Source organism: Arthrobacter sp. 9E16 (genome assembly GCF_002929435.1).
Lineage (GTDB): Bacteria > Actinomycetota > Actinomycetes > Actinomycetales > Micrococcaceae > Arthrobacter_B > Arthrobacter_B sunyaminii.
In genome coordinates this window covers 480211-496155 of sequence record NZ_PJIU01000003.1, presented here as the reverse complement: position 1 = coordinate 496155, position 15945 = coordinate 480211, and the positions used below count along the sequence as shown (strand labels likewise).

The following is a 15945-nucleotide window of genomic DNA, read 5'->3' as shown; positions in this document are numbered from 1 at the left end:
GGCTCCTAGTGGCGCAGCGCGATGCCGAGTGACTCCTTACCCTGCTCTCGCATCTGCAGACCACGCCTCCAGTTCGACGCCCCTTAGCAAGCCAGGTCAAGCGGCTATTTGTGGATCCTACAACGGCCACAGCCTAGTGATCACCAAGTCCATCGTGGAAGCACGACGGTAGATTTGGCTTCCGTCCAAGCACCAGTTGAATCCTACCGAGTGGCGTCCCCGCCGTCCGTCCGCGCCGGCAGCGACACCGGCGCCAACGACTCATAGAGACTAGTAAGTGGCCCTGCCTCGGCCTGGACTCGCGTCAATGTCTTCTGGGAACTGCCTACGCCGCGGAAACTCAAATAAAAACCCAAAAGGCCCCCCAGGCCTACAACATACAACAGCAAGAAAACAAACTATAAAAGCAGAAACACAACAGATAAAAACAAGAAGTAGCGAATCTAATGTCTTCGGCATTACCCCAAAAGCGTGCACCAATACAAGAATTACTGGCCAATGAACCAGATAATACACTAACGAATTTCTCCCCATATACTTAAGCCACTCAAAACGCTCGTCAAGACACATGCTAAATCGGAGAACTAAAACGGCAAAACCCGCAACTGCCGGTAAAAATATTACACTATATCGAACATCACCAAAATGTAAAACAATTGGAGGCAAGACACAAGACAAGGCTAAGCAGATTCCCAATATAACCCTACTCCGCACCACAGACTCGAATTGATCTCGCTTATGCGCTATAGCCCATCCCGAGCAGAAGAATAAATAGAGGTATGTGAACCGAATAAGCTGCATATTGCCGATCAACTCCGCCGCCACTAACAGCACCCCAACCAAAATTAACAAAATACTTCGTGGGAGGGACTTCAACACAAGCGACAAAAGATAAAAAATAAAAAGATCACGAAGAAACCACATATGATCGACGGGCATGTAAGTCAAACCAGCCAATACGGAGTCCATAGAAAACGCGGTAGGATCAGAACCCACGAAGACAATCAACATTAGGATGATGGACCAAAGAAAGTAGGGCCAAAGAATCCGGGCCGCCTTCCCCCCGAAATAAACAGTGAAAGACCTTTGGATAGACTTGCCCATCAGCAACCCGGACAAAAACACCATCAGCGGCATTCTTGCTGGCGCGATTACGTTATTTATGTCGACGACAATTTCTGGAAGGCCGAACTGCTTATCAACCTCTGAAACAGAGTGAAAAATAATGACCAGTACAATGGCCAGTCCACGCGATATATCCATCCAGGCTATCCTCTTTGTACTAGATTGAGGACGCACTATTTTGCCTACCGTCATATTTTTCCTTAGAGACCAAGACTGTACTACGAGACCGTACTACCAAGGACCGACAAAGCGGTCCATATTACCAAACTATATTTTCCTAGAGTCCAACAAGATTCGCGGCCCGTCTCTGCTGCCTACTGGCACGATACAGACCAAAGCCGCCGAAGAGTATGGAAAGCGAGTACATAAAGCATAGGCATAACAGAACTGCAGTCATTCCCAGTTCCTGACCGGCAAACAACAAGATGGGAATACCCACAATGAGCGCAGCAGACATACCCACGAGAGATAAGTTCAAACTATTTATGGGGGCGAGAACGGCTATGGGGAGACACTGAGCTACGAACGCTAAACCCACAACTAAAGCTAGTGCAAACATCTGAGAAAGTGTGACGTCTGTTGTGCCGGCCGACATCATTTCTACTGCCAACGGACCCAGTGGGATCATAAAACAAGCTAACGCAGCCCCCGACACGATGATGCTTCGAAAGGTTCTTTGCGCGGTAACGACGGGCTCCCCACCACGTCCTAAATCGCCGGCCATCTTCCCGGTAATCAACTGAGTTAGAGGTAATGCGACCGTAGTCAGTTGTTTTTGAACCTTGTCCAGCACAGCAAAGGCGACAAAGATTGGACCCCCGATCAGCGCCATAAGCGGCAGAGCAACAGAGGATAGCGCAACAAACAGGATGTTGGCGCCAAGCCCTTTCCCTTGAACTCGAATTGATCGTATAACCTCTCCTGCTCTTATAGCAGGAAGCGAAGAAGTCCGTCGAGATCTTACCTTTGTCAGTGTCAGAACCATCGACAATACTAGGCCGAGGAATAAGCCTAGAGCAAACAACTCACCCACTCCTGTAAAGCCTACGGCAACAATACCTAATGAGGTCCCCAAAGCCCGGGCAAAAGCGTCCTGCCAAAATAGTCCCCGTGGATCATCGATACCAAGAAAATACCAACTCGAAGCGCAGCCCAAAAGCGAACTTGCTATGGCGGTCCACAGAAGAAGTGTGCTTTCTGAGGGTATGAAAATGAAGACGGAGACAACCGCTCCGGAAAATATTAGGGCAACGCCCACGCGTGCCCACAAGGAGAGGACATACTGTCTATACTGTTCATCAGGAGTGCAATTCGCCATTAGAGCAGGCCCGACTACTGGCCATCCCAGACCCACGAGAACAGAACCGAAAAGTCCTATCGCCTGACCCAAAGCAATCTCTGCCCAGCCCTGAGACCCCATAAAAAGTATCAATAGTGGGACTGAAGCGATTGAGACGACTCCGTTCAACACGGTAGGCGCGAGATACCAAGCCTTGCTACTCATCGAGGGCCTGTCAGAACTAATTCCGTTCATGTCCGATTCCGGAGTAGTCAACACGGCCAGTGGGAAATTCCAGGTAAAGCGCCTCATATTTTGCAGCTACCTCAGAAAGATCGAAGTCGCTTAGCGCGCGCCTACGACTCTTCTCGGACAGTTCTGCACGCTCCTGAACGCTGACTTCTGCAAAGTTATTCATAGCGTTTTCCAGCAATGCGACTGAACCAGGCTGCACAACCCACCGTTCGTCCATGGCGAAGGCTTTAGCACCACCTACGTCTGTCGTAATAACGGGGACACCGTGCATGCACGCTTCGGAACCCACCATAGGAAATGTTTCCGTTCCGACGCTAGAAATAACTAGTGCACTCGCCCGAGAGAACAGCGAGCGGATATCAGTTTCTGGGCCTAAGAAGCTAGCCTTACCCGCATCACTCAGCTCTTGTGAAGATTTTCCAACTGACGCCACGAACTCGGGATTCTCAAGCGTGACCCCCGCACCTGCGCAAATCAAGCGTGAGGAAGGGTGTCGCTGAACATGTCTTGCAAAGGCAGCTACCAGGACTGCATGGCCTTTGACACCGTGAAAACGAGCCAGAGAGAGAAATGTGCATTGGGCCGGCTTGTAATCAATCGGGTCAACGCGCGGTGTTCCGTTGTTTATTACGACTGCCTTACATCGGTAGCCCACGCTCTCCATGTAATCAATAGACCTATCACTCGTGGCGATAGCGCCGGTAAATTTTTTCGAGAGCAATGCAACGATCTTAGCTACTATCCGGCTCTTCAATGGGTCTAGAGGGCCCATACTTGAAATATGAATTGATGTGTAACGTCTTACGCCTGGCATAGGACACAACAGTGACACCAGGTCTGATTGCACCAAGTGTGAGTGCACGGCATCAGGGCGGAGCCGTCGTACTGTTGCTCGCAGTCCGCGTAGCATTTTACCCAAGGACTTGATGGACTTTTTGCACCCAAGGTGTGTAACGCTGCTCGCTACTTCTTCAACCGCATCAGAGAAAACGCCCCGGTCCTCGAGCACGAGCACATGATGTTCATCGTCTTTCCACTCGCGTAGTAATCCTCTTAGAAGGGTTTCAGCACCGCCGATTTCGAGGCTATTAATTACATGAAGGATACGGATTTTTTTCTCCTAAGAGGTCGGAGCGTACATGGACATAAGACGTTCGTACTGTACGTCTACCGTGTTCTCTGCTAAGTATTCGTCCCACAAGTGAACTGAGGATTCTCGTTGACCTTTATCTCGCAAAGCCAGGACCTGATGTGCCATCTCTTCGGGTGTGCTGCTGCGTAAAGTGACTGGAACAGATGAGAAAGGGGCGATGTTCCGCACCAAGCTGGGGATTCTACAGGTGTTCGCTTCCAGCAAGACCATCGGAAATCCGTCCCATGAGGCCGTGTGCGTATGCACATTTGCCTGTTGAAGGATAGCCCTTGCCTCGTCTCTAGCTAGCCACCCCGTAACGTGAACGCCCGCAAGTTCGAGTGCACGGACATAGACGGCGTCGCCACCGCCGACCCATGCGAACCTGACCTCTGGGTCAATGGCTTGCACGCGCTCAACCATTTTCACAAAAAAGAAAGGATCTCTTGCCGGCGTCAGTCGCCCGACGCTGACTACTGATAGCGGTCCCACCGGAACACTGCTATTTGTTGCCTCCAACGCCGCAACAACGTTGGGAACATATGTGACTTGGCCTTTGTAGCCCTTGAATCTGCTGAGTTCAACTTCTCTAGGTGAGCAGGCAGCATACGCCGTTGTGTTGCGTGCTAAGACGGTCTCGATGGCACGATATATAGAACGAGCGGCGAAAGATATGTCGCCCCGTTCGAAGGAATAACCGTGCGGGGTGTAAATAATTTTCATGTTCTTCGTCGCTCTAACTGACGAGCGAACGTAGGCACCCGCGAAACTTGAATGGGCGTGAACAACCGAGGGATCCAGGCTCTTTACTTTTCCTCGGATGATTCGACGTGCAACTAGTGGGTTTCGTGGGAGGACGCTGACCGACGCGAACACCTTCAGCTCACCGCCGTCTATGTAGTCGCCTTCGCGTTCCGCTTTCAAAAGGTGGTGCTCGATTGTTGGTGTCGCGGTCGCATACTGAGCTAGAGCAGTTGCGACACCCCCACCGAAGCTCTCCACGACGTGGAGCACCCTAACGATTGAACTCAACAGTTTTAATTCCTTTCTTGCTTAAGTTCTCGGAATGCGCATAAAGTGCACCCAGTTGCATCATAAAGAACAATGGCAGAAACGGGGTCAAATGCTTCAGGGCTGAACCATAATCAGGCTCAAAAAACGCCTGTGTAACAGCGAATGATAGGATGATAAGCATAAGCCGATTAAAGTGTCTTTTGAACTCTTCTTGTGGGATATATGGTATTTGTCCGGCGCATTTGAACACCCTTATCCAAAGAAACGTAAATACAGCAAATAGTATTAGATAGTAGGGTGAAGCCTTAGCTAGAAGTGGCAGAGGAAACTGCAGGAATATAAAACTCAAAGTATTATTAATCGGACCATCCAGGAAGGTCCCCAGTTCGACGAAGGGCGGAATTATAGTATTTACGTCTCCAAGCGCAGCTCTTTGAACATTAACCGCCAGCCGAAAGTGGTCCGATGGCACGCCCATGACGAGACTAAAGACAAATGACCCAACAAGAGTGGTAGCAGCCCCGAGACAGACCATCCGCCAAGCGGAGAGGCCTAGTGGGATCAGTATCGAGAAGGCTGCGAATAGTATAAGAACCAGGAACCAATAACTACGAAAGTTTCCTGCATATAAAGCTATGAGTGCGCATATTGCAAGTGATCCGGAAAGACCTGTGCGAATAAGGATGACAGCGATAACAACGGGTACAATGAAGACCTCCTTGGAATAGCTGCCCATATAAACTGAACTAAGCAATATGCCAGCGACCATTGTCATAATTATATAGGCGTTACTTCCGTTCGCCCTATACCTCAAACTTACTAGGATGTAGGGGATGCAGGAGACAATAAAGCCGAAGAGCCCAGCAGATAGGGGGCTGTCAGCCATTCCCAATGTTCGGTAAATTGTTGATACTTGTGTGTATGAACTGTCACCGTCGGAAGACCATAGACCTTGAGCGAGCTCCTGAATCGTCCCTTCGTCTCCCGTGAATCGCTCTGGCAGAATTTCGGTCCGGAAAATTACAAGAACCATTCCAGCAGCTATCGCGATTAACAGGCAACAGTCCTGCATCATGAGCTGCTGCCTTATTACGGGTGTGCGCTGGCGAGCACCACTCTCCGGACTTCCCACCCGCACTCCAATCACACGTGCCCACCTTGAAGCGCTTTGCTCCCCGGGGTTCTTCGGCGCTCAGTCTATCGTTACTTCCGCCCGCTATATAAACGAGAATCGGACCCGCAAATACATTGGCGAAACGTCCCTAGACCACATTGCCCTCCAGCGGCTCGTAGCAGCGTTAGAGCTGTTCATCATCGTGTCGCACTCTTCAGGGGCCAGCGCAGGGCTCACCTCGGGTAACTGCGCACCTAGTTTGATAATCGCTCCAGTTTCCTGGCTCCTCGTACCCGTCGGAAGCCCTCAGCGGCAAGTGGCGCTGCCCCCCAGAATTCAGGCGATGCAAGCGATGTGGCTATAGTTGTACAGCCAACACTAAGTAGTTGCAGCGATTTAGGTCCACGCGGAATCGATGCTCTGCTGCGACGAAGGGTAGGAACTTGAATTTGAAGGAATACGGGCGGGTGCTCCGGCGGAACTGGGTAGTAATTACCGCCTGCACCCTGCTCGGCCTGCTGGCCGCAGCTGCGTTTTCCATGCTGGCTAAGCCAACCTACTCAGCTCAGACGCAGCTCTTCGTAGCAATCCAGAGTGCAGGAAGCGTAGCTGAACTTCAGCAAGGTAACAGTTTCACTCAAGCGCGTGTCTTGTCGTACGTGGAGACGGCGAGGACCCCTTTGGTACTCCAACCCGTTATAGACAGCCTCGGTTTGCAGGAAACCCCAGCGGAGCTGGCTTCTAGCGTGAGTGCTGGGGCCGACCTGAACACCGTGCTGATTACTATTGCTGCCGTTAATTCTTCACCGGTTCAAGCTGCAGCTGTCGCACAAGCCGTCGCTGACAGCCTAATAACGGTTGTTGGTGATCTGGAACGGCCAGATTCGGGTGCTCCTTCCCCTATCAAATTGTCGATGGTGACGCCGGCGGTTGCGCCGACATCCCCTGTTTCGCCTAACATAGAACTCAACTTGTTGATAGGTCTGCTGGGCGGACTTATTGGAGGAATCGTTTTTGCAGTGCTTCGAGAAGCACTCGATACCAAAATCCGCGGTGAAGCTGATTTCGTTGAGTATTCCAAAGCACCAGTGCTTGGCGGCATCGCTTACGATCCACATGCCGCCAAGAAACCGCTCCTAACGCAAACGGCTCCCCAAAGCCCCCGGGCAGAATCTTTTCGACAGATCCGTACTAATTTTCAGTTCGCAAATATCAGTAGTAAATCCAAGACCGTACTTGTGACCTCCTCGCTTCCCGGAGAAGGGAAAAGTACAACAGCCACCAACCTTGCGATGGCCATGGCACAAGCGGGGCAACGCGTTGTTCTTGTTGAAGCGGATCTTCGGCGTCCCATGGTTGCGAGTTATCTAGGGCTCGAGGGCATGGCTGGACTAACGACAGCTCTGATCGGGGATGCAAGGGTGGTCGATCTACTCCAGCCTTGGGGGGAAGATGAACTCTTTGTACTTACATCGGGGCGAATCCCTCCGAACCCGAGTGAGCTACTCGCGTCTGAAGCGATGTCCCGCTTGATCCTAGAGTTGGAAAATACTTTTGATGCCGTGATAATTGATGCTCCCCCTCTTCTCCCCGTAACCGACGCCGCTGTACTTGCTCAGAAGGTCGGTGGAGTAGTTTTGGTTGTTGGAGCTGGGAAGATAAAGACCCAGGACCTAGAAAAGTCAATTGCATCTTTGGGCTTGGTAGAAGCGAATCTGCTCGGAGTCGTACTTAATCTGCTTCCCACAAAGGGCCCAGATGCCTACGCCTACAGCCATTACAGCTACAATTCAAACACCATCGCGAAGCGTCCGTCAGAGCGGACGGCCAAATCAATAACCGGCAGCCATATGCGAACTGCTCGACGTTCAGCAAAAGCAGAATCGGACTATGACACCATCATTGGCAGCCAACCCTAATGCCGCAAGCTATTTGGAAGACATTCGCTGAACTATGAGGGAATCTTCAGGGACTGCATGGCGTCTTCAACATAGACATATTCAAGAACTAGTCGATGCCATCGTAGTATTGTGGGCCATGTCGGGAGCGTTGATTCTCAGATTCGGCAATAATAGTGGACATGAACTCATTAGAGTCGACAGTCAGCACTACATCTTGGTTACGGTAGTTCTTTCAATCGTATGGTGGGTCATGCTCGGTTTATGGGGCAGCCGCGATACCACCATCATGGGTTATGGGACTGAGGAGTATAAACGTGTTCTCAGTGCGTCTTTCTGGCTTTTCGGCCTAATCGCAACGATCTCCTATCTGTTCCAGTTGGACACGGCTCGAGGCTACGTTGGTCTCGCACTACCCGCTGGCGTCGTCTCGCTTCTAACGGCTCGGATGTTGATCCGCAGTTATCTGCGAGGTCAGCGAAGGGTTGGTAAAAGCGTCTCCACGGTCCTCCTCATTGGAGGTGAACAGGGAGTAGCGCATCTCGCCAGGGCCCTCCGTAGCCAGCCTATGGCTGGCTACCTTCCGCTAGCTACCTATTTGCCTGGAGCTCCAGCCTCCACCTTCCTAGAGCCAGGTCTGAACCTTCCGGTGCTCGGGCAGAACCCGTCGGCCGAGTCTATTGTTGCAGCCATCCGTAGGACCCGCCCAGATGCAGTAGCACTCTCCACCGGGGTTCCTCTGCCCCCTCAAGTTGTGCGGGAGTTGGGCTGGGCTCTGGCTGAGATGAACGTGAAGATGATTATGGCTCCAGCCTTGACCGACATCGCGGGTCCCCGGATTCACACCCAACCGGTTGCTGGCTTACCCCTTATCCATGTTTCTACACCAAATCTCGGTCTTGGCCGGCGCCTGCTTAAGAGACTCTTCGACCTCGTTGGGGCATCGCTGCTCATAGCATTTCTGTCTCCCGTTCTAATGATCGTCGCTGTCGTCGTTCGGTTGGATTCGCCAGGACCTGTTCTCTTCAAACAGGAACGCGTCGGAGCCGGCGGTCAGCACTTCCGGATGTACAAGTTCCGCTCGATGGTGGTAGACGCTGAGGCACGGCTTGACTTGCTACGAGACCAGAGCGAAGGCAATGGAGTTTTGTTCAAGCTGAAGGCTGACCCGAGGATCACCAAAGCTGGCGGTTTCCTGCGCCGCTACAGCCTGGATGAACTGCCACAGCTGTTCAACGTTCTCAATGGCTCCATGAGTCTTGTAGGGCCACGGCCTCCTCTACCATCTGAGGTGGAGCTGTATCAGAGCCACGTTCACCGACGCCTGATGGTGCGCCCCGGGCTCACCGGTCTCTGGCAGGTCAGCGGCCGGTCTCTGCTGTCTTGGGATGACACCGTACGTCTGGACCTCTATTACGTAGAGAACTGGTCTTTAGCCGGCGACGTCGCCATTCTGCTCAAAACGTTCCGTGCTGTTCTCGCCCGTCAAGGCGCATTCTGAACCAAGATCCTGATTTTCCCTGCTCGCAAAGGCTGAACCATGACCGCTATCAATGACGCCGGTGCATCCGATCATATTCCTCCTTCCAAAGTGCCATACGCGGAAATCCAGGTTCCTCGAAGCCAACAACGCAGGGTACTCGTCAGGGTGGGCATCGGCTTCTCAGTCCTCATGGCTCTGACTGTTATCTGTGGCGGTCTGTTGGGGCTCCAGGTAGCTTCTGTTCGGAGCAAACTGGAGCAAACGGTTCAACTCGTGCCGCAACTCCAATCGCAGCTGGAGGGTCGGAAGGTCGAGCAGTCACGCGCAACTTTCGAAGTGATGCGTGGGGAGACTGCAGCAGCAAAGGTCACCGCAACAGGTCCCCTCTGGAGGGCCGCTTCCATTGTCCCCTTCCTGGGTTCCAACTTTCGTGCAGTAACGAAAGTTGCAGTCTCCGCCGACGACGTAGTTTCAAGTGCTGTGGGTCCGTTGCTCAACGAATACAATTCTTTGGATTGGCAGGCGCTCTCCCCAGTCGATGGCAGCATTAACGTCACCCAATTGCGAGAAGCAGCACCAGCTCTTTCGACCGCCAGAAACACGGTAAGGATTTCGCATGAGCGGCTCACCTCCGTTGACCTTTCCACGCTGTTGCCACAGGTGGCTGATCCGATTCGCTCTGCCACGCAACAACTCGAGGAAGCCAGCACTGTCCTAGCAACGGCTTCCTCAGCCGCCCAGCTCTTGCCATCGATGCTCGGAACTGACGAACCTAGGACTTATCTGGTTCTGATCCAGAACAGTGCAGAGACGAGGGCCACTGGCGGCATCCCCGGAGCATTGGCCATCTTAAATGTAGATAACGGATTGATCACTTTAGGTGAACAAAGCAGCGCAAGTGGACTTGGAGCTTTCACTCCATCCATTGATGTGGAGCCCGAGCAGGAAGCGCTCTACACAAGTCGCCTTGGAACTCAAATGCAAAACGTGAACCTCACACCTGACTTCCCCACGGCCGCCGCGACGGCGAAAGGCATGTGGGAGGAACGACATGCCGGTCAAACAATAGACGGCGTGCTCGCACTTGACGCCGTTGTGCTTGGGTACCTTTTGGAGGCCACAGGACCGGTAGACGTCACAGACCCAGATGTTCTCCGACTCATCGAAGAAAGCTCACTTCCTTCCTTATTGACAAAAGATAATGTTGTCGCGACGCTTCTTTCGGACGTCTACCGTGAGGTTAGGGAACCACTTGCCCAAGATGCCTACTTTGCTGCGGTTGCCAATAGCGTTTTCACTGCCTTCACGAACGGTGATGGTGACAGCCGACCTGTGCTGGAAGCCCTCCTCACCAGCGCTCGCGAAAATCGACTGTATGTGTGGTCCAGTCGGCCAGCAGAGCAGAAGACGATTATGTCCACGGCTTTGGCGGGTTCTGTTCAAGGTCCTAAATCAGGGGGTGCGACCTTCGGCGTCTACTACAATGACGGAACCGGTGCCAAAATGGACTACTACGCCACCCGCACGGTTCAGCTCTTGCAGAGGTGCCAGTCTCCCGCCGGCTACGGCAGCTACACAGTGCGCACAAGAGTGACCAACACTGCACCTCTTGATGCCGCGACCACGTTGCCCTCCTACGTAACCGGCGGAGGTTTATTTGGTGTCGACCCGGGTCGCATCCGAACCAACTATGTTTTCTACGGTCCTGCACAGTCGTTCGTGCAGACAGCTACCCTGGACGGCAGTTCCGTACCTATCGGATCTGGAAAGCATGGTCAACGACCGGTTGGAATTGTGACAATCGAGTTAGGCCCGAGGGAATCAAAGGAGCTGGATATAGTTTTTTCTCATGTTGTCCAAGATTCGGAGCCGAAACTCCAAGTGACGCCAACGCTTGAATCACCCGAAGAGACAATCCTGCCGTCCGAGAGAGTCGCATGCGGCTAAGGGTGTAACCACTGGATTACGTATCATACGCGGCTTGGAACTGGCTCTGCTTCCTGTTACCGTAAGGAGAGTTTCCAGTCATCAGGAGGAGTGGGGCGTTTTGCGTCCGGTGGAGCTGGGGAGGGCGCCGGACGATTTAGGGTTTGAAAACTTTGGCAGGTTCCACGGCACATCGGGAACCAGACCATCCATACTTAGTCAGTCTTTTTATCAATTGCATGGGGAGTCTCATATGAAAAAAACCGCATCCGCTCTTGTTTTGGCCGGGTCGCTGGCCTTCTTTGGCGCCGGCGCCGCCAATGCCGTCGAAAGCTACCCGGCACCCGTCCCCGGCGGCGTCAGCGATGCCACGGTTGCACCCGGGGCCACTGTGACGTTCAGCGGATCCGGTTTCACCCCGGGCGAAGCCATCAGCGTGACGGTTGATTACTCCAATGACCCGGTTGTAGTTCCGGGCACCGGTCTCAACGGAGTAATTGTCTTGGCGGAAGTAGTGAACAGCTTCACCACGAATGCTGACGCCAGCGGCAACTTCAGCACGAATATCACGCTGGGCGAGGCAGGCACCTACACGCTGACCGCCACCGGCCTGGAGTCAGGACGCACTGTCACTGTAGTCGTTTCGGTCGATCCGGCCTTCGCTGACGGCGCCGGCACCAATGACGGTTCAGAAGATAGCGACCTTGCTGATACCGGAGCTGACTCTGCAATGCTGCTCTGGGGAGCGGCGGGCGTTCTGGCACTCGGCGCCGGAGTTGCATCCGTTGCCGTTGCGCGCCGCAAGAATGCCTAAACGCTAGTCTTTTTGCTAGCAATATCGATTTCTCCGGTAGGAGGGGTGGAACCTTCAGGTTCCACCCCTCCTACTTTGTTTTCGCTCCGCAGTGGCAAAGCGTCAACGACCGAGCGCAGCTATGACGACCGCTGCCGTTATCACAGCAGGCATTGCTACAACGGCAAACAGGTCCTTCTTTTTGAGAGGTGTGGGTCTACGTGGGTCTACGGCGCCGTACCCTCTTCGGGTGGACTGTGTCCATTTCGGGTGGACTGTATCCATAGCGTGAGGCCATGACTAGGCCGGCGAGCTGAAACCAGTAGTTACCGAGGTTTATATCTGAAGGACCAAGCGTATAACTTCTGCTATTATCATGACGCACGCCGACAATCTGGGCGATGCGGTCTCGTTTTACTCACAATTCCTGGGGGAATTCTTGCTTTCAGCAGCATCAGTCTCTGCACTTCCTTTTATCGGGGTTTTCGCCAGCACCGGCATGATCATTTGGGCCGCCGTCGGTCTGGCGGGTCTGGTCAGCGGCATGGTGACCGTCCGGGTGGCCCGCCGCAAAAACCGGCCCGCTGAACCTACGCTCAACAATTCACGGCTCGACACCGCAGCACAGCCTGCCATCTTGACGAACGCTGGCTCGGTCTCCGCCGACGACGTCACGCAGGCTGCCTAACCCCTTCCAGAGGGAACCGTTCGGCCGGCACCCTCGCCGGCTCCAGCTTTACGGGGTACAAAGCGCCGATGCCGGGTTACCGGATCTGATAGCTTCCCCAATTCGCCCGGTTTCCTCTTTGTTCCACGTACCGGCGTCCCGTTCCAGGACCAGGAGCCGCGGCTCGAATCCTGGTGCCAGCGACTGGATCTCGACCGCATAGCCGGGGCGCAGGTCCAGACTGGCCGCGGTGTCCAAATCTTCCAGGCTTCCGTTCCAAGCAGTGACCGCCAGCCGGATCTGTTCCCGTTTATCAGCTGCCTACGGCGGCTCCGCGGGCTGTTCCAGTTCCACGCCGTCGACGTCGAACGCACCCGACGGATCCACGGTGTAGGTGATTTCCGGGTTGTCGCAGACCGCGCCGATCTCCAGCGACAGTCCGGACAGCGGCGCGTGCCCTGTCTCGGCCATCTGCTGCTCCTCCCACCAGGAAATCAGCAGCCGGGCGGTGGGCAGGGCATCCTCCCGGGCCACTTCCAGCACGGTGCACCGGCCGTTGAGCCCGCCCAGCAGGACGGACTGGTCCGGCATGCGGGTGGCCAGGGCATCGTGGGCGCGCGCCAGAAACTGCAGCCATTCCCGGTCCCGCTTCTCCCCGGAGACCGTCAGGCGGGAATGCACTGCACCCGGTGCGTCCGACTCGGCGACCTGCAGGTTCAGGGTGTCGTTTTGCCCCAGCGCATCGATCTGCGGCGACAGTCGGCGCAGGACGGTGGACAAGTGGGAGCGGCTGCCCAGAGCACTGTGTAGGTATTGGCTGTCAGTCAGCGCATGAAAAAGGGCCCGTCCAGTTGTCCCCCGAAACCCGAGCACTGGGCAAAGCGGCGGTTGCGCCCGCAACTCAGGAATCCACTTCAGCGGCGGCTTTGGCTTTGGCCGCGCGTTTGCCCGGTACCTTTTTCGTAGCCCATTCCTGATGCAGGATATGGGTGTGTTGGGCGGTCGGTTCCGGCATGGTCTTTGCCCCCAGTCACCCATGATCCGGGGGGGGGTGTTGCCACCGGAACCGGCTTGGCGGCAGGTTGATCGCTGATAGAGGCACGACAACGGGTCCTTCGTAACGTGGATGCGACTGTCTGCCGCCCCTGACCAGTCAACGCGTCAGTCTCAGCACGAGCCACCGGGGGTAATCATGATCTTGGAGCAAGAGAGCATCGACGTTTTCCTTGGCCTGGACGTCGGCAAGACCGGCCACCACGCCGTGGCCCTGAACCGGGCCGGTAAGAAGCTCTACGACAAAGCCCTGCCGCAGGACGAACCCAAGATCCGCGACGTCCTCACAAGCTCACCGGCCACGGGAAAGTCCTAGTCGTCGTGGACCAGCCCGCGACCATCGGCGCCCTGCCCGTCGCAGTCGCCCAATCCGCCGGAGCAGCAGTGGGCTACCTGCCGGGCCTAGCCATGCGCCGCATCGCTGACCTGCACCCGGGCCAAGCCAAAACCGACGCCCGGAACGCGGCAATCATCGCCGAAGCCGCCCGATCCATGCCGCATACGCTGCCCTCGGTGGAACTGGACGATGAAACCCTGACCGAACTCGGAGTGCTCTGCGGATTCGATGATGATCTCGCCGGACAAATCACCGCGACCTCGAACCGTATCCGCGGGCTGCTCACCCAGATCCATCCCGCATTGGAGCGGGCGCTGGGACCACATCTGGACCATCCGGCCGTGGCTGACCTGCTCACCCGCTATCCGACCCCGCAAGCGTTGAGAACCGCAGGCCGCGGACACGTGAAAGCACGGTTAAAGAAGCACGCACCTCGGGCTGCCGAACGCCTGACCAAGGCCGTGTTCACCGCCCTGGACCAGCAGAAGGTCGTGGTGGTGGGCACCGGAGCAGCCGGAATCGTGATGCCGAAACTGGCCGAGCAGCTCCTGGCCCTGCGCCGGCAACGCGACGAGATTACCACCCAGGCCGATGCTCTTGTGGAGGCCCACCCTCTTTACGAGGTCCTGACCTCGATGCCCCGCATCGGCGTCAGGACCTGCGCACGAATCCTCATCGAAGTCACCGGCAAGCACTTCGCATCAGCCGCCCATCTGGCCTCCTACGCCGGAATCGCCCCGGTCACACCCCGCTCCGGTACCTCCATCCGGGGTGAGCATCCGAGCCGGCGGGGCAACAAGAAACTCAAACGGGCTTTGTTCCTCTCGGCCTTCGCCGCACTACATCACCCACCGCCCAGGGCGTATTACGACCGCAAACGCGCAGAAGGTAAACGTCATAACCAGGCCATCATTGCCTTGGCCCGGCGTCGTTCAGATGTCCTCTTCGCCATGCTCCGCGATGAAACCCGTTACGAGAATCCCGCCCCGAAGAACCTCCCCTCCGCCGCTTGACGAAAACCATAGAGGCACCCCCCGAAGAGGCCCATCAGATCAGATCCCGGCTGGGTGGAATTTCCATCCCGCAAGCTTACGGGCCGCGCCGCTGTGACCTGCGATGAAACACGGCGGCGAGCTTCCTTTGGCCAGGCTCGCCCGTTGCTCACTGTCATCTGGCGAAAGCCGCTGCCACGACCACGGCCGTAACCAGCGCCAAAAGGGCCAATCCAAGGTAGGTAATCCAATCGCGGCGGGTACGACGGTAGCGCTTCCGGCGCCATTCCTTAGTGGGAGCAGGTGTGTCCATACACTCGAACATATGCTCGCGGCATGGTTCCGCGGAACCATGGCCGATACTCGTTTGCGCCCCGGCATTACCTACGCGCTAGTTCGCGGCGAGCAACGCTTCCTCCAGCGCCACCCAGGCGAGCATGGCGCACTTAACCCGCGCTGGATAGCGGGAAACGCCGGAGAACGCGGCGGCGTCGCCGAGCACCTCTTCATCGGCCTCCACGGTACCGCGGGAGCGCATGACCTCGCGGAAGTTCTCCACCAGGTCCATCACTTCATCCCGGGGCATACCGGCGGCCAGTTCGGTCAGGACCGAGGCCGACGCCATGGAAATGGAGCACCCCTGCCCTTCCCAGCTGATGCCCTGAACTGCGGAGCCGCCGTCGTTCTCCGCTGCGTCTGCACCCATCACGGCGCGCAGCGTGATCTCATCACCGCAGGTGGGATTGAGCTGGTGGCTCTCCCCCGATTTCAGCCCCGCCGGCACCTCCGCCAGCCCGGCACCGTGCCGGGCCTTGGCATGGTCCAGGATGATCTGCTGGTACAGCTGCTGCAGCTCGGCGCTCATTTACTTCACTCC

The 15945-nt window shown here is 55.5% G+C and carries 13 protein-coding genes and 1 pseudogene; 6 read left to right on the top strand and 8 right to left on the bottom strand.

Going from position 1 to position 15945, the window contains the following annotated elements; genetic code table 11:
* Positions 1 to 270 precede the first annotated feature (270 nt).
* The 5 genes from CXR00_RS14550 to CXR00_RS18105 all read right to left on the bottom strand — a co-directional run bounded on the left by CXR00_RS14550 (position 271) and on the right by CXR00_RS18105 (position 5937).
* Positions 271 to 1317, bottom strand: coding sequence for an acyltransferase family protein (locus tag CXR00_RS14550; protein ID WP_104055251.1), 1047 nt, complete (start codon positions 1315 to 1317; stop codon positions 271 to 273).
* 85 nt (positions 1318 to 1402) lie between these two features.
* Positions 1403 to 2629 carry a hypothetical protein gene (locus tag CXR00_RS18110; protein WP_146068522.1) on the bottom strand — a complete coding sequence of 409 codons (1227 nt, stop codon included), beginning with the start codon at positions 2627 to 2629 and terminating at the stop codon, positions 1403 to 1405.
* 16 nt (positions 2630 to 2645) lie between these two features.
* The gene (locus CXR00_RS14540; protein WP_258060538.1) at positions 2646 to 3737 is read right to left on the bottom strand and encodes a glycosyltransferase; all 1092 of its coding nucleotides are present in this window, start codon (positions 3735 to 3737) and stop codon (positions 2646 to 2648) included.
* A gap of 42 nt (positions 3738 to 3779) precedes the next feature.
* A complete protein-coding gene (locus tag CXR00_RS14535; protein WP_104055248.1) occupies positions 3780 to 4823 on the bottom strand; it encodes a glycosyltransferase in 1044 nt (347 codons plus the stop codon).
* A complete protein-coding gene (locus CXR00_RS18105; RefSeq protein WP_146068520.1) occupies positions 4807 to 5937 on the bottom strand; it encodes a hypothetical protein in 1131 nt (376 codons plus the stop codon). Before CXR00_RS18105 ends, CXR00_RS14535 begins: the two co-directional genes overlap by 17 nt.
* A gap of 425 nt (positions 5938 to 6362) precedes the next feature.
* Between CXR00_RS18105 and CXR00_RS14530 the strand changes: the two genes are divergently transcribed.
* The 5 genes from CXR00_RS14530 to CXR00_RS14510 all read left to right on the top strand — a co-directional run bounded on the left by CXR00_RS14530 (position 6363) and on the right by CXR00_RS14510 (position 12707).
* Positions 6363 to 7838 (top strand): polysaccharide biosynthesis tyrosine autokinase, encoded by a 1476-nt coding sequence (locus tag CXR00_RS14530; protein ID WP_104055247.1) that lies wholly within the window; start codon positions 6363 to 6365, stop codon positions 7836 to 7838.
* Between the two features lie 34 nt (positions 7839 to 7872).
* A complete protein-coding gene (locus tag CXR00_RS14525) occupies positions 7873 to 9318 on the top strand; it encodes a sugar transferase (RefSeq protein WP_104055246.1) in 1446 nt (481 codons plus the stop codon).
* A gap of 39 nt (positions 9319 to 9357) precedes the next feature.
* On the top strand, positions 9358 to 11247 hold the full coding sequence (locus CXR00_RS18670) for a DUF4012 domain-containing protein (RefSeq protein WP_258060495.1): 1890 nt from the start codon (positions 9358 to 9360) through the stop codon (positions 11245 to 11247).
* Between the two features lie 232 nt (positions 11248 to 11479).
* On the top strand, positions 11480 to 12040 hold the full coding sequence (locus CXR00_RS14515) for a peptidase (protein WP_104055245.1): 561 nt from the start codon (positions 11480 to 11482) through the stop codon (positions 12038 to 12040).
* 355 nt (positions 12041 to 12395) lie between these two features.
* The gene (locus CXR00_RS14510; protein ID WP_104055244.1) at positions 12396 to 12707 is read left to right on the top strand and encodes a hypothetical protein; all 312 of its coding nucleotides are present in this window, start codon (positions 12396 to 12398) and stop codon (positions 12705 to 12707) included.
* Positions 12708 to 13007: 300 nt separating this feature from the next.
* Here the strand turns inward: CXR00_RS14510 and CXR00_RS14500 are convergent, their stop codons facing one another.
* Positions 13008 to 13466 carry a hypothetical protein gene (locus tag CXR00_RS14500; protein WP_104055242.1) on the bottom strand — a complete coding sequence of 153 codons (459 nt, stop codon included), beginning with the start codon at positions 13464 to 13466 and terminating at the stop codon, positions 13008 to 13010.
* 412 nt (positions 13467 to 13878) lie between these two features.
* Here CXR00_RS14500 and CXR00_RS14495 point away from each other — a divergent pair.
* Positions 13879 to 15089: pseudogene (locus tag CXR00_RS14495) on the top strand (IS110 family transposase).
* Positions 15090 to 15243: 154 nt separating this feature from the next.
* Here CXR00_RS14495 and CXR00_RS18315 read toward each other — a convergent pair.
* Positions 15244 to 15381, bottom strand: coding sequence for a hypothetical protein (locus tag CXR00_RS18315; RefSeq protein ID WP_181032576.1), 138 nt, complete (start codon positions 15379 to 15381; stop codon positions 15244 to 15246).
* 78 nt (positions 15382 to 15459) lie between these two features.
* Positions 15460 to 15933, bottom strand: coding sequence for a Fe-S cluster assembly sulfur transfer protein SufU (gene sufU, locus CXR00_RS14490; protein WP_104055241.1), 474 nt, complete (start codon positions 15931 to 15933; stop codon positions 15460 to 15462).
* Between the last annotated feature and the right edge of the window lie 12 nt (positions 15934 to 15945).